At 73.7% G+C, this 19,192-nt stretch carries 16 protein-coding genes; 9 read left to right on the top strand and 7 right to left on the bottom strand.

The window, feature by feature from the left end; translation table 11 throughout:
- Positions 1–185 precede the first annotated feature (185 nt).
- The 3 genes from IE248_RS27260 to IE248_RS27250 all read left to right on the top strand — a co-directional run bounded on the left by IE248_RS27260 (position 186) and on the right by IE248_RS27250 (position 2,991).
- Positions 186–1,100: a DUF3027 domain-containing protein gene (locus IE248_RS27260; RefSeq protein ID WP_073799617.1), complete on the top strand. Its 915-nt coding sequence runs from the start codon at positions 186–188 to the stop codon at positions 1,098–1,100.
- 38 nt (positions 1,101–1,138) lie between these two features.
- On the top strand, positions 1,139–1,363 hold the full coding sequence (locus IE248_RS27255; RefSeq protein WP_008743876.1) for an NfeD C-terminal domain-containing protein: 225 nt from the start codon (positions 1,139–1,141) through the stop codon (positions 1,361–1,363).
- 137 nt (positions 1,364–1,500) lie between these two features.
- Positions 1,501–2,991: a flotillin family protein gene (locus IE248_RS27250; protein WP_100582859.1), complete on the top strand. Its 1,491-nt coding sequence runs from the start codon at positions 1,501–1,503 to the stop codon at positions 2,989–2,991.
- A 95-nt stretch (positions 2,992–3,086) separates the two neighbouring features.
- On the opposite strand, the gene IE248_RS27245 is transcribed toward IE248_RS27250, so the two are convergent.
- Positions 3,087–4,139 carry a WD40 repeat domain-containing protein gene (locus IE248_RS27245; protein ID WP_190032007.1) on the bottom strand — a complete coding sequence of 351 codons (1,053 nt, stop codon included), beginning with the start codon at positions 4,137–4,139 and terminating at the stop codon, positions 3,087–3,089.
- A gap of 76 nt (positions 4,140–4,215) precedes the next feature.
- Between IE248_RS27245 and IE248_RS27240 the strand changes: the two genes are divergently transcribed.
- Together IE248_RS27240 and IE248_RS27235 are read left to right on the top strand one after the other, a co-directional pair.
- The gene (locus tag IE248_RS27240) at positions 4,216–4,908 is read left to right on the top strand and encodes a GDSL-type esterase/lipase family protein (protein ID WP_073799614.1); all 693 of its coding nucleotides are present in this window, start codon (positions 4,216–4,218) and stop codon (positions 4,906–4,908) included.
- Positions 4,909–4,967: 59 nt separating this feature from the next.
- The gene (locus IE248_RS27235; RefSeq protein ID WP_008743880.1) at positions 4,968–5,957 is read left to right on the top strand and encodes an aldo/keto reductase; all 990 of its coding nucleotides are present in this window, start codon (positions 4,968–4,970) and stop codon (positions 5,955–5,957) included.
- Between the two features lie 170 nt (positions 5,958–6,127).
- Here the strand turns inward: IE248_RS27235 and thpR are convergent, their stop codons facing one another.
- From thpR to IE248_RS27220, 3 genes are all read right to left on the bottom strand, one after another.
- The gene (thpR, locus tag IE248_RS27230) at positions 6,128–6,688 is read right to left on the bottom strand and encodes an RNA 2',3'-cyclic phosphodiesterase (RefSeq protein ID WP_008743881.1); all 561 of its coding nucleotides are present in this window, start codon (positions 6,686–6,688) and stop codon (positions 6,128–6,130) included.
- A gap of 27 nt (positions 6,689–6,715) precedes the next feature.
- A complete protein-coding gene (locus IE248_RS27225) occupies positions 6,716–7,975 on the bottom strand; it encodes an MFS transporter (protein ID WP_308438187.1) in 1,260 nt (419 codons plus the stop codon).
- Between the two features lie 86 nt (positions 7,976–8,061).
- A complete protein-coding gene (locus tag IE248_RS27220; RefSeq protein ID WP_073799612.1) occupies positions 8,062–8,499 on the bottom strand; it encodes a MarR family winged helix-turn-helix transcriptional regulator in 438 nt (145 codons plus the stop codon).
- Positions 8,500–8,634: 135 nt separating this feature from the next.
- Between IE248_RS27220 and IE248_RS27215 the strand changes: the two genes are divergently transcribed.
- Positions 8,635–8,817: a ribbon-helix-helix protein, CopG family gene (locus IE248_RS27215; protein WP_073799690.1), complete on the top strand. Its 183-nt coding sequence runs from the start codon at positions 8,635–8,637 to the stop codon at positions 8,815–8,817.
- Here the strand turns inward: IE248_RS27215 and IE248_RS27210 are convergent.
- Entirely contained in the window at positions 8,810–10,270 is a 1,461-nt protein-coding gene (locus IE248_RS27210) for an NCS2 family permease (RefSeq protein ID WP_100582862.1), read from the bottom strand. The two genes, IE248_RS27215 and IE248_RS27210, sit on opposite strands and share 8 nt — an antisense overlap.
- A gap of 138 nt (positions 10,271–10,408) precedes the next feature.
- On the opposite strand from IE248_RS27210, the gene IE248_RS27205 reads away from it, so the two are divergent.
- Together IE248_RS27205 and IE248_RS27200 are read left to right on the top strand one after the other, a co-directional pair.
- Positions 10,409–10,741: a DUF2530 domain-containing protein gene (locus IE248_RS27205; RefSeq protein ID WP_190032005.1), complete on the top strand. Its 333-nt coding sequence runs from the start codon at positions 10,409–10,411 to the stop codon at positions 10,739–10,741.
- Positions 10,742–10,849: 108 nt separating this feature from the next.
- Positions 10,850–13,318 carry an HAD-IC family P-type ATPase gene (locus IE248_RS27200; RefSeq protein ID WP_100582863.1) on the top strand — a complete coding sequence of 823 codons (2,469 nt, stop codon included), beginning with the start codon at positions 10,850–10,852 and terminating at the stop codon, positions 13,316–13,318.
- Positions 13,319–13,406: 88 nt separating this feature from the next.
- Here IE248_RS27200 and IE248_RS27195 read toward each other — a convergent pair whose 3' ends face one another.
- The gene (locus tag IE248_RS27195) at positions 13,407–14,648 is read right to left on the bottom strand and encodes an MFS transporter (RefSeq protein ID WP_190032004.1); all 1,242 of its coding nucleotides are present in this window, start codon (positions 14,646–14,648) and stop codon (positions 13,407–13,409) included.
- A gap of 78 nt (positions 14,649–14,726) precedes the next feature.
- Here IE248_RS27195 and IE248_RS27190 point away from each other — a divergent pair, with 78 nt between their 5' ends.
- Entirely contained in the window at positions 14,727–15,719 is a 993-nt protein-coding gene (locus IE248_RS27190) for an ArsR/SmtB family transcription factor (RefSeq protein ID WP_190032003.1), read from the top strand.
- A gap of 123 nt (positions 15,720–15,842) precedes the next feature.
- Here the strand turns inward: IE248_RS27190 and IE248_RS27185 are convergent, their stop codons facing one another.
- A complete protein-coding gene (locus tag IE248_RS27185) occupies positions 15,843–19,043 on the bottom strand; it encodes a sacsin N-terminal ATP-binding-like domain-containing protein (RefSeq protein ID WP_373301636.1) in 3,201 nt (1,066 codons plus the stop codon).
- Positions 19,044–19,192: the final 149 nt, after the last annotated feature.

The raw sequence follows: 19,192 nt of genomic DNA, 5'->3' as shown, positions 1-19,192 counted from the left end.
CGCGCCTCTTCGTGATCCCGCAGAATGGATCGCAGGTGGGTGCGCCCGAGGCCGATCGGGTGCGGACGTCGACGCGGCCCTCTGGTCCGCTCCGCCCGCGCCTCGTACGGACAGGACCGACGGGTCGTTCAGGACGACAGTACGGACGGCGCACTCGTGAGACGGCGTAGGAGAGAACGAGACCTGTGAGTGCTGCGACGACGCGAAGCCGTACCCCCGACCGCCTGTGCGCCGAGGCGGTAGACCTCGCCCGCACGGCGGCCGAGGAAGCCGCTGCTCCCGGAGTGGTGGGCGAGCATGTCTCCGCGATCGCGGAGGGCGACCGGGTCGTCACGCACCTCTTCGAGTGCAAGGACCCCGGCTACCGGGGCTGGCGCTGGGCCGTCACCGTGACCCGCGCGTCCCGCGCGAAGCTCGTCACCCTCAACGAAACGGTGCTGCTGCCCGGCGACGACGCCCTGCTGGCCCCCGAATGGGTGCCGTGGAGCGAGCGGCTGCGCCCGGGTGACATGGGCCCCGGCGACCTGCTCCCCACCGACGCCGAGGACCTGCGCCTGGAGGCGGGCTGGTCGGGCGAGGACGTCCCGCCGCCGAACTCCGTCGTCTCCACCGAGATGGCCGAACTGGTCGAGGCGGAGGACGCCGACGTCACGGACCGCACCGTGGTGCCGGTGCGCGGCTCCATCGCCGCCGTCGCCGAGGAACTCGGCATGCGGCGCGCCCGCGTCCTGTCCCGCTACGGGCTGCACAGCGCGGCCGACCGCTGGGACGAGTCGTTCGGCGCGAAGACCCCGATGGCGCAGGCGGCCCCCGCCTCCTGCGTCTCCTGCGGCTTCCTCGTCGCGATCGGCGGCTCGCTGGGCCAGGCCTTCGGTGTCTGCGCCAACGAGTTCAGCCCGGCCGACGGCCGCCTCGTGTCGCTCTCGTACGGCTGTGGCGGCCACTCGGAGGCCGCGGTCATGCCGAAGCCGCCGCGGCCCGCCCCGCCGGTCCTGGACTCCATGGCCACCGACGAGTTCCCGCTGCGGCCGGCGCCCGCCGGGGACACGGGTTCGGTGCCGGTCTCGGACCTGCCGGCCGCCGACCTGGGCCACTCCTAGGAGGAGCCCGGACGGGCCCGGGCCGTTACCCTCGGCCCATGGGGGACGAGGACATGATCGGCATGACCGGCCGGGTGACCGGCACGGTCGGACCGGGCCTGGTGGGCGAGGTCATCGTGCGGATCCGGGGCGGGGCCGAGCACTTCCTGGCCCACCCGGCACCCGGTTCGGGCCCGGACCGGCTGCCCGTGGGCACGGTGGTGACGGTCGTCGAGTACCTCCCGCCGCGCACGGTGTACGTGATGGCCGCCTACGACGGCTGAGACCCCGCGCCCGGCCGCGCCCACCTGTGCGTATCAAGATGGCGACAAGATCCCGCCGACGTCTTCACGGCATGCCGGGACAGGCGCACACTCGCCTCGTCGGCGCCGAACGGCGCCGCGATAAGGGGGAGTTGCCGATGGCTATCGGCGTCGTGGCGGGGATCGTCCTCGCTGCCATCACCGCTCTGATCGGCCTGTTCAAGCTCATGTGGCGGGTGGCCGAGCCCAACGAGGCGCTGGTCATCTCCGGTTCCACGCACAAGACCGAGGGTCTGGGCGAGGGCATGGGCTTCCGGATCGTCACCGGGCGCGGCACGCTGGTGCTTCCGGGCGTGCAGGCGGTACGGAAACTGTCGCTGGACCTCAACGAGACCCAGCTGAACGTGGACTGCGTGACGCACCAGGGCATCCCGCTGCGGGTGAAGGGCGTCGTGATCTTCAAGATCGGCGACGACCTCGTGTCGATCGCGAACGCGGCCCGCCGCTTCCTGGACCAGCAGAAGATGATGCCGGAGCGGGTGCACATCGTCTTCGCGGGCCATCTGCGTTCGATCGTCGGCGGATTGACGGTCGAGGACATGATCCGGGACCGCGAGAAGCTGACCGGGCAGACCCGGGCGGCCTGCGGTACGGAGATGGAGAAGCTCGGCCTGATCGTGGACTCGCTCCAGATCCACGAGATCGAGGACCCGACGGGATACATCAAGAACCTGGCGATGCCGCACGCGGCGGCCGTGCAGCGGGACGCGCGCATCGCGCAGGCCGAGGCGAACCGGCTGGCGACGGAGGCGGAGCAGACGGCGTTCGCGCGGATGGCGGAGGCCACCCGCGACAGCGAGATCCTCCAGGCGGGCTACCAGGCCGAGCGGGACAAGGCGGCGGCGACCGCCCGGCAGGCCGGCCCGCTGTCGGAGGCGGCCGCGAAGCAGGAGGTGGTCGTCCAGGAGACGCGGGTCGCGGAGCTGGAGGCGCACCGGCGCGAGCAGCAGCTCCAGGCGGACGTGCGCAAGCCGGCGGACGCGGCGGCGTACGAGACGCGGACGCGGGCCGAGGCGGAGCGCGACGCGCGGATCTCGGCGGCGCAGGCGAAGGCGAAGGAGACGGAGCTCGCGGCGGCCGCGGAGGCCACCCGGGTGACGACGGCCGCGACGGCCGACGCGTCGGCGACCGAGGCGCGGGGCCTCGCGGCGGCGAAGGCGACCCGGGCGACGGGCGAGGCGGAAGCGGCGGCGACGCAGGCGAAGGGCCTCGCGGTGGCGGCGTCGGCGAAGGCGAAGGGTCTGGCGGAGGCGGACGCGATCAAGGCGCGGGCCGCGGCGCTGGCCGAGAACCAGGAGGCGGTGGTCGCGCAGCAGCTGGCGGAGAACTGGCCGGCGATCGTGCAGGCGGGAGCCGGTGCCTTCGGCAACGTCGAGCACATGGTCCTGCTCAACGGGGCCGAGGGCATGTCGGAGATGTTCGCGAAGGCCCTCACCATGGGCGGCACCGGCCTGGGCCTGGCCCGCCAGCTCCTCTCCTCGATGACCCCGCCCCCGAACTCGGCCCCGGCCGCGGACCCGGCTCCGGCTCCGGCCCCGCCGATCCCGTTCCCGGTCCCGGTCCAGCCGATCCCGGTCACGGACGAGTAGCCCCCTCGGGCGCGGCCGGCTCTTCCGGCCCCGCCGGCGCCCGGGAAACCGCGAAAGGGCGGGGCGGGGAGTCCCTCCCCGCCCCGCCCCGCGGGTCACGGCTTGGGGCGGCGCCGGAAGAGCCGCTTCGCGGCGAAGAGCGCGGCCGTGGCTCCGGCCAGCACGAGGGCGCCCTTGGTGAAGCTGCCCCCGGCAGGCGACGGGCCGTCCGCCTGACCGCCGCCCGCACCCGTGGGGGCGTCCGCACCACCCGACGCCCCGGTCCCGGTCCCGCCCCCGGCCCCCGGCACCGGGACCGCCACCACCCGGCTCGCCGCGCCCTCCGCCCCGAACATCAGGGCGGAGCCGTCGGCCGTGTACGTCACGGACTCCGCCTGCCCCTGCCACGGCGCGTCGATCCGTTCCCCCTCGCCCTGCGGCCGCCCGTCCTTCCAGGGGTAGGTCCGGGCCAGGAAGTAGCCCCGTACCGTCAGCCGCTTGCCGTCCGGAGAGAACGCCCCGTCCGTCACCCACGGCAGGCCGGCGACCCGGCGGAACACGTTCGTGCCCGAGGCGGACAGCTTCTCCGGGCCCTCGTACAGCCCGCCCTTGTCCTCGCTCTTGCTCCCGATGTACACCCGCCCCGTCACCGGATGCACCATCAGCGCCTCCGCGTTCCGCGGGCCGTCCTCGTACCGCACCGTGAACTGCTCCGCCTTGACCGTGGTGTCGCCCAGCTGCTTCGGCTCCTGGAACCGGTAGATCCACACGTGGTCCCAGGTGCCGTCCCGGTTGTCCCCGATGTCGCCGACGTACAGTGCCCCGTCCGGCCCCAGCGAGATCGCCTCGACGTCGCGCGGCTTCCCGATGCCCGTCAGCGTCACCCGCGCCACCGTCTTCCCGGTCGCCGAGTCCACCGCGTAGACGTACGGGCCGTCGTCGCTGTCGTTGTGCGTCCAGTAGACGCCCGGGTGGATCCGGCTGGCCGCGAGCCCGCTCGACTCCTTGATCCGGGGGTCGGTGATGGTGAACCCCGACGAGGCGGAGCCCGACGGGCCGCCCGTGGCGGCGAAGGCCGGGGCCACCGGCAGCAGTACGACGACGGCGGCGGAGACGGCGGCGGAGACGACGGCGGCGGAGAACGCGGTGGGCGGCGGGAGCAGGCGCATGACCCAAGCCTGCCAGCACGCTCCGCGTGTCCGGCATCACAGCGGCCCACGCCGCGCGATCCGCGATGATGACGGGATGCGTTTCATGTTCGTCGGCGACTCCATGACCATCGGACGCGCCGGCGACTACACCTGGCGCTACCGGATGTGGCAGCACCTCAACGCGACCTTCGGCGGCCCGTACAAGATCGTCGGCCCGCGCTGCGAGGTGTACGACACCTTCGCCGACGCCCCCACCAGCCACGAGTACGCCGAGCCCGGCTTCCCGGACCACGCCCGCCGCCACCTCGCCGGCTGGGGCGAGGGCTGGCAGCACATGGTCCCCCTGATCGGGCCCGCCGCCCGCGCCGGCAAGGCCGACGTACTGCTCGTCTCCCTCGGCCTCATCGACCTCGGCTTCTACACCGACGCCCCCCAGACGGCCGCCAACGTCCGCCGCTTCGTCGAGGAGGCCCGCGCCGGCCGCCCCGGCATCCGAATGGTCCTGCTCCCCGTCATCCCGAACGTCCGCGCCGAGTCCGACGCGCCCTTCGCCGCCGAGGTCACCCGCTTCAACGAACTCCTCGCCAAGGCCGCCGCCGACCTGAGCACGGACGCCTCGCCGATCCTGCTGGGCGCGCGGCCGTCCTCGTACGAGATCCACCACGACACCTACGACGGCACGCACCCCAACGCCTCCGGAGAGCACCGCATCGCCGGGGAGTTCGCCTCGGTCCTGCACCAGGCGTGGGGCATCGGGGCGCCGTACCGGCCGGACCGGGACGCGTAACACGCCGTTCGCAGGGGGCCCTTGCCTGGAGCGCACTCCAGGCAGTTGGCTAGTGGCCCATGAAGTACACACAGCTCGGACGCACCGGTCTCAAGGTCAGCCGACTCGTACTCGGCACCATGAACTTCGGCCCCCTCACCGGGGAGTCCGAAAGCCACGCCATCATGGACTCCGCCCTCGACGCCGGCATCAACTACTTCGACACCGCCAATGTCTACGGCTGGGGCGGCAACAAGGGCCGCACCGAGGAGATCATCGGCACCTGGTTCGCCCAGGGCGGCGGCCGCCGCGAGAAGACGGTCCTCGCCACCAAGGTCTACGGGAGCATGGCCGCCGAGGGCGAGTCGTGGCCCAACTACGACCGCCTGTCGGCGCTGAACATCCGGCGGGCCGTCGACGCCAGCCTGAAGCGGCTGAACACCGACCACATCGACGTCTACCAGTTCCACCACGTGGACCGCCGGACGCCCTTCGAGGAGATCTGGCAGGCCATCGAGGTCCTGGTCCAGCAGGGCAAGATCCTCTACGCGGGCTCCTCCAACTTCCCCGGCTGGAAGATCGCCCAGGCGAACGAGACGGCCGCCCGGTCCGGCCGGCTCGGGCTGGTCAGCGAGCAGTGCCTCTACAACCTCGCGGAGCGGCGCGCGGAGATGGAGGTCATCCCGGCCGCCGAGGCGTACGGGCTCGGTGTGATCCCGTGGTCCCCGCTGCACGGGGGCCTGCTGGGCGGCGCGATCCGCAAGGCGGCCGAATCCGGCCGGACGGCCTCCGGGCGCTCGGCGGACGCGCTGGCGAACAGCTCCGTACGCGCGCAGGTCCAGGCGTACGAGGACCTGCTGGCCAAGCACGGCCTGGAGCCGGGCGAGGCGGCACTGGCCTGGCTGCTGACCCGGCCGGGGGTGACGGGACCGATCGTCGGCCCGCGTACGCCGGAGCAGCTCGCGTCCGCGCTGCGGGCGGTGGAGCTGGAGCTGTCCGAGGAGGTCCTGGCGGGCCTGGACGAGATCTTCCCCGGTCCGGGGCCGTCGCCGGAGGCCTTCGCCTGGTAGGGGCGGGGCCGGCTACTGCCCGACGGCGGCGGCCACCGCCACGACGACGAACATCAGTACGAGCACACCGGCCATGACACGGTTTCTGGTCTTGGGGTCCACCCGTCGAGCCTAACGCGACCGGCCCGGCCCCCCGTACGGAGGGGGCCGGGCCGGTCGCGAGGCGCGGCCTACGCCCCGCCGCCGAGGGGCCAGGCGGCGACGACCTCGTAGCGGGGCCGCTCGCCCGGGACCCCGGAGACGGGCAGGTTGCTCCGGACCAGGCTCAGCTCGCCGACCTGCCAGCGGGTCCCCTCGAAGGGGCCGAGCGCTTCGAGGTACGGGCGCAGGTCGACCGCCTCGCGGCAGCGGGCCAGGGTGAGGTGCGGGGTGTAGCGGCGGTGCTGCTCCATGGGCACCCCGGCCCGGCGGGCGGCCGCGTCGGCGCGCTCGGCGAGCATCCGGAGCGAGTCGAGCTCCCCGGCGGCCCCGGCCCAGAGGGCGCGGTCGCCGAAGTGCCCGCAGCCGTGCAGCCGGAGCCCGAAGGGGTCGGTGTGCGCGGCGGCCCGGCGCAGCCGTTCCCGCAGGTCGGGCAGGACGCGGTCGTCGACCTCGCCCATGAAGGCGAGCGTGAAGTGCCACCCGGCTTCCCCGGTCCACCGCAGCCGGCCGTCCGCGGGCAGCGCCCGCACGGCCTCGCGCAGCTCGTCCACGGCCCGCGCCGGCGGCAACACGGCGGCGAAGAGTCTCATCCCCCGACCCTAGCCACCCCCGCCGGGTCAGGCGGCTCGGGCGAGGGTGGGGGTGCGGGGGACCAGGGCGAGGCCGTGGTGGCGGGAGACGCGCAGGCGCAGGTTGCCGACGCGGGAGAGGATCACCGCGATCGTCAGGGCGCCGGCGAGGGAGATCAGGCCGCCCGTCGCCATGCCGATCCGCGCGCCGTAGGTGTCCGTGATCCAGCCCACCAGCGGGGCCCCCAGCGGGGTGCCGCCGGTGAACACCATCATGAACAGCGCCATGACCCGTCCCCGCATCTCGGGGTCGGTCGCCATCTGCACGCTGGAGTTGGCGGTCACGTTCACCGTCAGCCCGAACATCCCGATCGGCACCAGCAGCGCCGCGAACAGCCAGAAGTCGGGGACGAAGGCCGTCACCACCAGCAGCGCGGAGAACAGCGCCGCCGCCGCGACCAGCAGCCGCAGCCGCGAGTGGCCGCGCCGCGCCGCCAGCAGCGCGCCCGCCAGGGAGCCCGCCGCGATCAGGGTGTTGAAGAGGCCGTAGGTGCCCGCGTCCCCGTGGAACACGTCGCTGACGTACGCCGAGAGCCAGATCGGGAAGTTGAACCCGAACGTCCCGATGAACCCGACCAGCACGATCGGCCAGATCAGCTCGGGGCGCCCGGCGACGTAGCGCAGGCCCTCGCGCAGCTGCCCCTTGGCGCGCGGCCGCGGCCGCACCGGGTACAGCTCGTGCACCCGCATCATGAGCAGGCCCGCGACCGGGGCGGCGAAGGACAGCCCGTTCAGCAGGAAGGCCCAGCCGGAGCCGACGGCGGTGATCAGCACGCCGGCCAGCGCCGGGCCGACCAGCCGCGCGGACTGGAAGTTGGCGGAGTTCAGGCTGACCGCGTTGGCGACCTGCGCCGGGCCGACCATCTCCGAGACGAACGTCTGCCGGGCCGGGTTGTCCACGACGGTGACGAGGCCGAGCAGGAAGGCCGCGAGGTAGACGTGCCAGACCTGGACGTGGCCGGCGAGGGTGAGCGCGGCGAGCGCGAGGCCGGTCAGGCCCATCGCGGTCTGCGTGCCGATCAGCAGCGGCCGCTTGGGCAGCCGGTCGGCGAGTACGCCTCCGTAGAGGCCGAACAGCAGCATCGGGAGGAACTGCAGGGCGATCGTGATGCCGACCGCGGAGGCCGAGCCGGTCAGGGAGAGGACCAGCCAGTCCTGGGCGATGCGCTGCATCCAGGTGCCCGTGTTCGAGACCACCTGGCCCGTCGCGAAGAGCCGGTAGTTACGGACCTTCAGCGACGAGAACATCGAATTCTTGGGAGCGGGTGTGTGGTCGGGGGCGGAGTCTGCTCCGGATCCCGTACTCAAAAGGGTTCGCCTCCTGGCGTCTGCGGTTACAAGTGCGCGAGCTTCTCCAGGACGGGCGCGGCCGCGCGCAGCTTGGCCCATTCGTCCTCGGTCAGCTCGGCCGCGAGCCCGGCCAGGAAGGCGTTGCGCTTGCGACGGCTCTCTTCGAGCATCGCCTCGGCTTCCTCGGTCTGGCGGACCACCTTCTGGCGGCGGTCGTCGGGGTGCGGCTCCAGCGTGACCAGTCCCTTGGCTTCGAGCAGCGCGACGATCCGCGTCATCGAAGGCGGCTGTACGTGTTCGCGTCGGGCCAGCTCACCGGGGGTGGCCTGGCCGCAACGGGCAAGGGTGCCGAGCACCGACATCTCGGTCGGGCTCAGCGATTCGTCGACGCGCTGGTGCTTCAGGCGCCGGCCCAGCCGCATGACGGCGGAGCGGAGATCGTTCACGGCGGCAGCGTCGTCGCCATGGGAAAGGTCACGCATGTCCTTAGAGTAACTCATTACCCTAGCTAAGGAAAACGGATTGAGCCCTGCCCGGGGAGACCCTCATCACTCGTACGGGTGAGTGGGTTCGGGAAAGCGGCACGCGCCCACGCCCTGTGCCCCGACTCTTTCGGCATGGGGACACATGTGCTGAGCATGCGCATAGACGGGGAGCTGCTGGAGCGGCTCCGCCACCATGCCGCCAAACGCGGAATGAGCGTCCAGGACTATGTCGTCCGGACGCTCATTCGCGATGACTTCGACGAGCGGTTCAAGTCCTCCGTCGACGAGACGGAGAAGTTCTACGGCCTTATGTGAGGCCCAGCGCGGGCATCGCGTAGTAGAAGACGAACACCGCCGACACGATGTACATGGCCACGGGGACCTCACGGCCCCGGCCCGTCACCAGGCGCAGCACGCTGAAGCTGATGAAGCCGATGCCGATGCCGTTGGTGATCGAGTAGGTGAAGGGCATCATCACCATCGCCAGGAAGGCCGGGACGGCGATCGTGAGGTCGCTCCAGTCGATGTCCCTGACCGAGCCCGCCAGGATCAGGAAGCCGACCGCCACGAGCGCCGGGGTGGCCGCCTGCGACGGGACCATCGTGGCGAGCGGGGTGAGGAACAGCGCCACGGCGAAGAGGCCGCCCGTGACCACGTTCGCCAGGCCGGTACGGGCGCCCTCGCCGACACCGGCCGTGGACTCCACGAAGCAGGTGGTGGCGGAGGAGGAGGTCGCGCCGCCCGAGGCGACGGCGAGGCCGTCGACCAGCAGGACCTTGTTGATGCCGGGGAAGGTGCCGTCGCGCTCGATCAGCTTGGCCTCGTCGCCGACGCCGAGGATGGTGCCCATCGCGTCGAAGAAGCAGGACAGCAGCACGGTGAAGACGAAGAGGGCCCCGGTCAGCACCCCGACCTTGTCGAAGCCGCCGAACAGGCTGACCTGGCCGACGAGCCCGAAGTCGGGCGCGGCCACCGGGTTGCCGGGCCACTCGGGCACGGTCAGGCCCCAGCCGGTGTCGGGCAGCTGGACGATCAGCTGGACGGCGACGGCGACGACGGTCATGGCCACGATGGAGATCAGGATCGCGCCGGGCGTCTTGCGGATCAGCAGCGCCAGGGTCAGCAGCACGCCGACGGCGAAGATCAGGACGGGCCAGCCGTGCAGGTGGCCGTCGGAGCCGAGCTGGAGCGGGACCGTGGTGTGCGCGGCGTCCGGGATGCGGGTGACGAAGCCCGAGTCGACCAGGCCGATCAGCATGATGAACAGGCCGATGCCGATCGCGATGCCCTTGCGCAGGCCGAGCGGGACGGCGTTCATGACCCGCTCGCGCAGGCCGGTGGCGACCAGCAGCATCACCACGAGGCCGGCCAGGACCACCATGCCCATGGCGTCGGGCCAGCTCATCCGGGGGGCCAGCTGGAGCGCGACCACGGTGTTGACGCCGAGGCCGGCCGCGAGCGCGATCGGGACGTTGCCGATGACGCCCATGAGGAGCGTGGAGAACGCCGCCGTCAGGACGGTGGCGGTGACGAGCTGGCCGCCGTCGAGCTGGTGCCCGTACATGTCCTTGGCGCTGCCGAGGATGATCGGGTTCAGCACGATGATGTAGGCCATCGCGAAGAAGGTCGCCAGACCGCCGCGGAACTCGCGGCCCACGGTCGAACCGCGCTCGGAGATCTTGAAGTAGCGGTCCAGTCCGGAGGTGCCCTGGGGGCCGGAGGGCTGGGGCGATTCCGCGGTGGCGGGGGCGGGGGCCGACGTGCTCATACGGTCCTCAACGTCCTCATTGGGGTGTTCATACGAAGAAATTGGGCCACGCCCAAACCGTTTCAGTATGAACACATGAACGAAAGGCCGTCCATCTCCGCGCGTAGACCCCGTTCGCGCGCACCTAGACTTGAGGGCATGGCGAAATGGACTGCGAAGCACGAGGCGCCCGAGCCCCTTGAGGGCCCCGTCGTCGCGACCGTCACCGGCGGCACGATCGTCTGGTTCGCCCTCTTCGTCGTCCAGCTCCCCTTCTACGGGTGGTTCGCCGACCGGGACCTGCTGTGGTGGGTCTGGTGCTGCGCGGCCGGCGGCGTCCTCGGCCTGATCGGCCTCTGGTACGTCCGCGGCCGCGAGGCGGCCCTCGCGCGCCACGCCGATGCGCTGGCCGCGCGGGGAGCGCAGCCGGGGCCGGCGGGCTCCTCCGGCCCCTCCGGGCCCGAGACCGGCGCCGGCCCGGCGCAGGGCTAACCCGTCCGCCCGGGGGGCGCTACCCGGGAACGATTCGGCTCATCCCGAAGTCGGATATTCGGACATCTCGGCGGGTGAAGCGCCCCGAGCCCCTTTAACGTCGAAAGCATGACGCAGCGGGCGAAGATCGAATCCGACGGACCCGACGGGCCCGAGTCGCGCGGCGGCTCCGGCGCCATCGACGCCGGAGCCGAGCTCGACCCCGTACACCCCGTCCGGCCGCCCGCGCCGCGGTTCAGGCCCGGCGGGCTGAGCACCGCCGAGGTCGCCGAGCGCGTCGCCCGCGGCGACGTCAACGACGTCCCCGTCCGCAGCAGCCGCTCGACCTCCGACATCGTCCGCGCCAACGTCTTCACCCGGTTCAACGCCATCATCGGCGTCCTGTGGGTGATCATGCTCATCGTCGCGCCGATCCAGGACAGCCTCTTCGGCTACGTGATCGTCGCCAACACCGGCATCGGCATCATCCAGGAGCTGCGCGCCAAGAAGACCCTGGACGGGCTCGCCGTCATCGGCGAGGCCAAACCCAGCGTCCGCCGCGACGGCACGACCGCCGAGATCTCCACCTCCGAGATCGTCCTCGACGACGTCATCGAACTCGGCCCCGGCGACAAGGTCGTCGTCGACGGCACCGTCGGCGAGGCCGACGGCCTGGAGATCGACGAGTCCCTGCTCACCGGCGAGGCTGACCCCGTCCTGAAGAAGCCCGGCGACCCCGTCATGTCCGGCTCCTTCGTCGTCGCCGGCGGCGGCGCCTTCACCGCCACCAAGGTCGGCCGCGAGGCCTACGCCGCCCAGCTGGCCGAGGAGGCCACCCGGTTCACGCTCGTCCACTCCGAGCTGCGCTCCGGCATCTCCACCATCCTCAAGTACGTCACCTGGATGATGATCCCGACCTCGATCGGCCTGATCATCAGCCAGCTCGTCGTCAAGGACAACAACCTCAAGGACTCCATCGCCCGTACCGTCGGCGGGATCGTCCCGATGATCCCCGAGGGCCTGGTCCTGCTCACCTCCGTCGCCTTCGCCATCGGCGTCGTCCGGCTCGGCCGCAAACAGTGCCTGGTGCAGGAACTGCCCGCCATCGAGGGCCTCGCCCGCGTCGACGTCGTCTGCCTCGACAAGACCGGCACCCTCACCGAGGGCGGCATGGACGTCACCGAACTGCGGGCCCTCGGCGGCGCGGAACCCGCGTACGTGAAGAAGGTGCTCGGCGCGCTCGGCGAGTCCGACCCGCGCCCCAACGCCAGCCTCCAGGCCATCATCGACGCCTACCCCGACAGCGCGGACTGGCGCTGCACCGAGTCGCTGCCGTTCTCCTCCGCCCGCAAGTACAGCGGCGCCAGCTTCAGCGAGGGCGACGGCGAGAACTCCACCTGGCTGCTCGGCGCCCCCGACGTGCTGCTGCCCGCCGGGGACCCGGCGCTCGACGAGATCAACGGCCTCAACGAGCAGGGCCTGCGCGTCCTGCTGCTCGCCCGCTCCGGACGCGAACTCGACGACGCGGCCGTCGCCACCGGTGTGAAACCGGCCGCGCTCGTCGTCCTGGAGCAGCGGCTGCGCCCCGATGCCGCCGACACGCTGCGCTACTTCGAGGACCAGAACGTCCGGGCGAAGGTCATCTCCGGCGACAACGCGATCTCCGTCGGCGCGGTGGCCGGAAAGCTCGGCCTGCCGGGCGCCGAGAACACGGTCGACGCCCGGAAGCTGCCCACCGAGCGGACCGAGATGGCCGAGGCCCTCGACGGGAACGCGGTGTTCGGCCGGGTCACCCCGCAGCAGAAGCGGGACATGGTCGCGGCCCTCCAGTCCCGGGGCCACACCGTCGCGATGACCGGCGACGGCGTCAACGACGTCCTCGCCCTCAAGGACGCCGACATCGGCGTCTCGATGGGCTCCGGCTCCGAGGCCACCCGCGCGGTCGCGCAGATCGTCCTCCTCAACAACAGCTTCGCGACGCTGCCCTCGGTGGTCGCCGAGGGCCGGCGCGTCATCGGCAACATCACCCGGGTCGCCACCCTCTTCCTGACGAAGACGGTGTACTCGGTGCTGCTGGCCATCCTGGTGGTCTGCTTCCAGGTGGAGTACCCGTTCCTCCCGCGCCACCTGACGCTGCTGTCCACGCTGACCATCGGCGTACCCGCGTTCTTCCTGGCCCTGGCCCCGAACAAGGAGCGGGCGAAGCCGCACTTCGTGAAGCGGGTCATGCGGTACGCGATCCCCGGCGGGGTCATCGCGGCGGTGGCCACCTTCGTGACGTACCTGGTGGCCCGCCACCACTACACCGGCGCCGGAGCCCTGGAGGCCGAGTCCAGCGCGGCGACGCTGACGCTGTTCCTGACCTCGATGTGGGTCCTGGCGATCATCGCCCGCCCGTACACGTGGTGGCGGGTCGGGCTGGTCGGGGCCATGGGGCTGGCGTTCCTGATCGTGCTGGCCGTGCCCTGGCTTCAGACGTTCTTCGAGCTGAAGCTGATCGGTACGACGATGCCGTGGACGGCGGTCGCCATCGCGGCGTTCGCGGCGTTCCTCATCGAGATCACCTTCCGCTGGGTCAACCACAGGTTCCCCGCCTGAGCGGGCGCACCCGGGAGGAGACGGGCCGGGCCGTGCCCCCGCGCGGTCCGGACCGTCTCCTCCCGGGTGCGCCCGGGTGCTCAGGGCGTCACGCCGCGAGGCCGTGGGCCGTACGGGCCGCGACGCGGGTGCGCAGCGCCAGGGTGGCGGCCGCCGAGAGGACGCCGGCCACCAGGGCCGTCCACCACAGGGCCGCCGCACCGGCCCCGGTGTAGAGGGTGACGCCCAGGGTCAGGGCGCAGAAGCGGGCGACGCCCCAGGTCCAGCCGAAGGCGCCCTGGTAGCGGCCGCGCGCGGCGGCCGGGGCGAGGCCGGCGACCACCGAGACCGCGATCCCGGCGACCACCACCTCGCCGACGGACCAGACGACCACCGACGCCGCGTACCCGGCGACGGAGTCCGCGAGGCCGGTCAGCGCCACCCCGGCGGCGATCAGCACGCTGCCTGCCACCTGCACCGGGAGCTGCGGGAGCCGGTCGAGGCGGGCCGTCACCACCGGCTGGAGCGCCACGACCAGCACGGCGTTGACCGCCGCCATCGCCCCGTACACGGCGGGGGAGAGGCCGCTGTCGCGCACCGCCAGCGGCAGCGCGACCTCGGTCAGCGAGTACACGAACAGCTGGATGCCGAACAGCGGGAGCAGGGCGAGCATCAGCCGGTCGCGGAAGACGACCCCGTAGCCGATGCCGGTGTACTCCGCGCCCGGGGCTGCGGCTGCGGGGGCGCCGGCGGCGGCGGGGGAGGCTGTGGGGATGGGGGCGGGGACGCGGGCCGGCTCGCGCAGCCGGGTCGCCACGACCGTCGCGTAGACCAGCAGGGTTCCCGCGTCGACGGCGAAGAGCAGCCAGTAGCCGTGCGCCGCGAGGAAGCCGCCGAGCACGCCCGCCACGGCGGTGCCGATGTTGACGCCCCAGCCGAACAGGGCGTACGCGCTCCGCCGCCGCTCCGGGTCCACCGAGTCGGCCATCAGCGCGTACGCGGCGGGGCCGACCGTCGCCGACGCGACGCTGAGCAGCAGCGCGGCCGCCGCCATCGTCCACAGTCCGGGGGCGAGGAACAGCGCGCCCTGGGCGGCCGCCGCGCCGAGGAGCCCGATCAGCATGGTCGGGCGGCGGCCGATCCGGTCGGCGAGCACCCCGCCGAGCGCCGGGCCGAGCAGGTTGCCGGCCCCGAGCGCACCGAGGACGTACGAGGTCTCGGGGCCGGTGACGCCCCGGTCGGCCAGCAGGAACACCAGGAACGGGGTGACCAGGTGGCCGAGGCGGTTGACGATCGTGCCGGCGAAGAGCGTCCAGACGGTGGGCGGTAGTCCGCGGAAGGTGGAGGGCATGGCAGGAGCCTGCGGCCCACTGCCCCGGCCCCCAATTGATTAAGCTCAGACCGAATCCAACGAGTCACCGGGGGCGGCATGGAATCCGAACTGAGCTTCTCCGCGGCGGATCTGGCGCAGACCAGGTTCGCGGTCTCCCCGATGTGGGAGGTCGTCACCAGCTTCCGGCTGCTGAAGGATCCCACCGAGCCGCCGCTGCACCGCCGTTGGGCCGCGCAGGTGCGCCCGCGGCTGCTGCGCGCCGGCCTGGACCGGGGCTGGCTGGCCGCCCTCGTCCCCGGCGGCGGCTATCTCGCCGACTTCCTGAACCCCACCCCCGCCGGGCCCTTCCCCGCACTCGCCGACGAGCTGGCCGCCATCCGCCGCAGCACCCCGGAGCAGGTCCACGCCGACCTCGCCACGCTCGTGCGCAAGTCCGGCCCCTCGCCCCGGTACAGGCTGCTCCACGAGGAGCCCGAGGCGGCGCTGGAGAAGGTGGCCGCGGAGATCGAGACGTACTGGGAGCTGGCCCTCGCCCCGTACTGGCCGCGGGTGCGCCAGCTGCTGGAGGCCGATGTGTTCCACCGCGCCCGGCAGGTCGCCGAGCACGGTTCCGCCCACGTACTGAACGAGCTCCACGCATCGGTCCGCTGGGAGGCCGGAATCCTGCACGTGGTGCGCAGGCAGTGCCGGCTGACCCGGGACCAGACGGGAGCGGGGCTGCTGCTGGTGCCCTCCGCCTTCGCCTGGCCCCGTGTACTGACCCGTTCGGTGCCGCCCGAGCCGCCCCAACTGGCGTACCCGGCCCGGGGCATCGGCGCCCTGTGGGAGCCGCGCTCGCCCGGCCCGGCCGCCGAGGCGGTCGCCGCCGTGCTCGGCCGCTCCCGCGCGCAGCTGCTCGCCGAGCTCGACGTCCCCGCCTCCACCACCCAGCTCGCCCGCAGCTGCGGGCTGTCCGTCGCCGGGGTGTCCCAGCACCTCACGGCACTGCGCAACGCCGGCCTGGTCACCGGGCACCGCAACGGCCGCTCGGTGCTCTACGCCCGGACGGCCGTCGCGGACGCGCTGCTGACCCCGCAGCCCGCACCGTAGAGCCCGCGCCCCGAGCCCGCGCCCCGAGCCCGCGCCCCGAGCCCGCGCCCCGAGCCCGCGCCCCGAGGCCCGCGCCGGGTACCCGGGCCGCGCCACGCGCCACGCGCCCCGGGCTCGCGCCGGTCAGTCGAACCAGCGGTCGCGGGCCAGTTCCGCCGTGCGCGAGGGGTCCTCCAGCAGCGCCGCCACCTCGAAGCGGCGCGGCCACTGGCCCGCCGCCCACGCCAGGCCCGCCGCCACGCCCTCCAGGGTGGCCGCGTGCAGGGTGCCGTCCGGGGCGCGGCGCCAGTCCAGCTCGACGCCGCCCGCGATCAGCTCCTCGTGCTCCAGGTACGTCACCGGCGTCGCCGCGCCCAGCAGGACCCGCACCGCCTCCGGTACGTCGTGCTCCTCGCCCGGCGTCGTGACCTGCGCCGGGACCGTCTCCGACAGCCGCCGCACCTGGAGCAGCTCCGCCAGGTCCGCCGCCCGCTCCGGGGCGACCGGCAGCAGCGCCAGCCCCGCCGTCAGCGGCAGCAGGTCCGGGGCGTCCGCGATGACCGCGTCGGCCGCGTCCACCACGCGGACCTCCCCGTCGACCACCGCCCGCAGCTCGTCCGGGAGGGTCACCTGCTCGGGATCCAGGTCGGCCAGCGCCCCGTACAGGGCGTGCAGTTGCCGGTCGGACACCTCGCGGTCCGGGTCGGCGAGGCGGCCCAGCAGCTCGGCCGCGCCGCCGGGCTCCTCCAGCAGCGCCGCCACCGAGGTGCGTACGCCCAGCGCCCGCAGGACCTGCTCGTCCTCGAAGCCGGTGGCGTCCGCCGGGGTGTACAGGCCCGCCAGCAGCGGGTCCCCGCCCGCCGCGCGCAGCCCGGCCGGGCGGCGGCCGTCGAGCACCGGGTGGTCGCGCAGCCACCAGGCGGTGTACGAGCGCACCGACCGGGTGGTGCCGTCCGGCAGCAGGATCCGTACGGGCTGGGTCAGCGCGTCGCGCAGCGGCGGCTGCGCCAGCATGGCCAGCGCCTGCGGCCAGCAGTCGTCGTCGACGAGGTCGAGGTCGCGGACGGCGATCAGCTCCGTGGCCACCGGCGGCACCGGCGTCTGAGGTAGCTGGTCCAGGAGGTCCTCGCACCACACGTCCACCGCGTCCAGCAGGCCCGCGTCGTCCGGCTCGGCGAAGTCGCCGTCACGGGGCTCCAGTTCGTCCGGGTCGAGGACCACGTCGGTGGCGCGGACCAGCTGGAAGGCGGCCAGTACGCCCACGGCGGTGAGCGTGTCCGCGTCCCAGCGGGCGGCCAGCTCGGCGTCCAGGTACGGGATCTCGTCCTCCCGCACCACCGAGGCCAACGCGGAACCCGGCAGCAGGAGTTCGCCCGCCGGGGTCAGCTCGCCGTCCTCGTCGGGGAGGGCCAGCGCGCCCAGCCAGGGCTCGTCACCGGGGGCCAGGCCGGCGCCCCGCACCAGGGCGAGCACCACCTCGGCCAGCTCGTCGGCGTCGAGGGCGTCCTCGTCCCAGATCTCCCCCGCGTCCAGCGAGGCCGCGACGGCCGCCCGTACCTGCGGGGTCGTCAGGACCGCGCGGGGCGTCGCCGGGAGCGCGCCCAGCTTCTCCAGCAGCGGGTGCGCGGCGTCCGGGTGGGCCACCTTCAGCCCCAGCCGGGCCAGGCTCTCCGGGGTGTCCGCGCCGGGCAGCAGCAGGTGCCGCGGCCCGATCGCGGTCCGGCCGTCGGCGAGCGGCACCGGGAGCCCGGACAGCCGGTCCGGGTCCACCCCGGCGAGGCTGTCGTAGAGCCGGTGCCACCAGTCCGGGGTGCGCTCGATGCCGGCGATCCGCTCGATGGCGTCGCCCAGCGGGAGCCGGCCCACGCCCAGGGCGCGCAGCTCGGAGCGCCGCTCCAGCCCGGCCGGGAGCAGGGTCGGCAGCACCTCCGCGAGGACCCGTACGGTGTCGGCGCCCGCGCCCTCGACCACCTCCGCCTCGAAGGGGCGCAGGGCGGCGCGGCCGTCGCGCTCGGTGTCGGACGCGGAGTCGGGCCCGGCGTGGGTGCCGGCGTCGGTGTCGAAGCCGGGCGCGGCGGGCGCGGCGGGCGCCGCCGGCGCGAGGAACGCCGTCCGGGGCAGCCTCTGCAGCACCGCCGCGCGCAGGGCCCCGTCCAGCTCGCCCTTGCCGAGCGGCCCGGGTACGAGGTCCACGAGCGCGGTGCTCACCGGCTCCCAGACGCCCAGGAGTTCGGCGTAGGCGTCCGCCGCGCGCTCCACCAGGAAGTCGGTGAGCGGGCCCGGCGCGGGGTGGCGGCGGGCGGTGTCCAGCGGGAGGGTCGCGATGAGCAGCGCCGGGATGCCGAGGGGCTCGTCGGTCGGGGTCGGCGCGTGCACCACGGGCGCGGTGGCCGGGCGGACGGGCGCGCCGTCGGAGTCGACGGGGACCGCCCAGGACACCGTCCAGACGGGGCGCAGCCGCTCCTCGACCGGGCGGTCGGCGAGCAGGGCGCGCTCGATGGCGCCGCTGTGGCGGACGGTGCGCCAGCGGTGGGTGCCGGTGCGGGAGTCCTCGATGACGGTGTACGGGCCCTCCTCGCGGCGCCGCAGCGTCCGGGTGCCGCCGGCCGGGGTGTCGACGACGACCTCGCACAGCCCGGGCAGGGTGAGCAGCAGCGCGTCGTCGATGCCGGCCAGCAGCCGCTCCGCCAGGTCCTCGGCGGCGGCGTCGCGCAGCGGGAGGACCACGACCGTGTCGTACCCCTCGGGCGCGGTGCCCTCGGCGGGCAGCGGCAGGCGCAGCAGCGGGACGTGGCCGTCGCGGCGGCGCAGCTCGTCGCCGAGGCCGGGGCTGCCGCCCGCGGCGTCGCGGGCGAGTTCGCGGGCCTCGGCGAGGGACCAGCGGACCCCGCCGTGGCGGCCGAGGACCGCCGGTTCGTCGGACACGGCGAGGACGGCGGCGAAGCCGACGCCGAACCGGCCGACGGTGGCGCCGGAGCCGGTCCCGGTGCCCGGAGCCGAGGGCTCCCGCTTGGCGGAGGCGCGCAGGGTGCTCAGCGACTCCACGCCCGTCGCGTCCAGCGGGGCACCGGTGTTGGCGACGGCCAGCACCGCGTGCCCGCCGTCACCGGGGTGCAGGGTGAGCCGCATCCGCCCCGCCGCCCCGGCCCGGGCGGCCGCGTCGGCGGCGTTCTGCGCCAGCTCGACCACCAGCCGGTCCCGGTAGCCGCCGAGCGCCAGGTCCTCCTCGGCGTTGGCGTCCTCGCGGAACCGGGCCGGGCCCGCGCCCCACGTGTCGAGCACCCCGCGCCGCAGCCGGGCCGTGCCGAAGGGGTCCACGCCGCCTTGTGCCGCTGTCACTCGCACGCTCACGCCGCTGCCTCCAAGAATCGCCGAGCCCTGAACGTCCCGAAGGTATCGCGGCCGGACGCACGGGGTTTCGCCGGTGGTGCCCGCTGCGCGGCCGCGCGCCCGCCGCGCCCCGCCGCACACGGCGAGGCCCCCGGGGACGCGGT

This window comes from Streptomyces goshikiensis (assembly GCF_014650555.1).
GTDB classification, from domain to species: Bacteria; Actinomycetota; Actinomycetes; order Streptomycetales; family Streptomycetaceae; genus Streptomyces; species Streptomyces goshikiensis.
The sequence above is the reverse complement of the archived record's forward strand: the minus strand, read 5'-3'. Positions and strand labels throughout refer to the sequence as shown.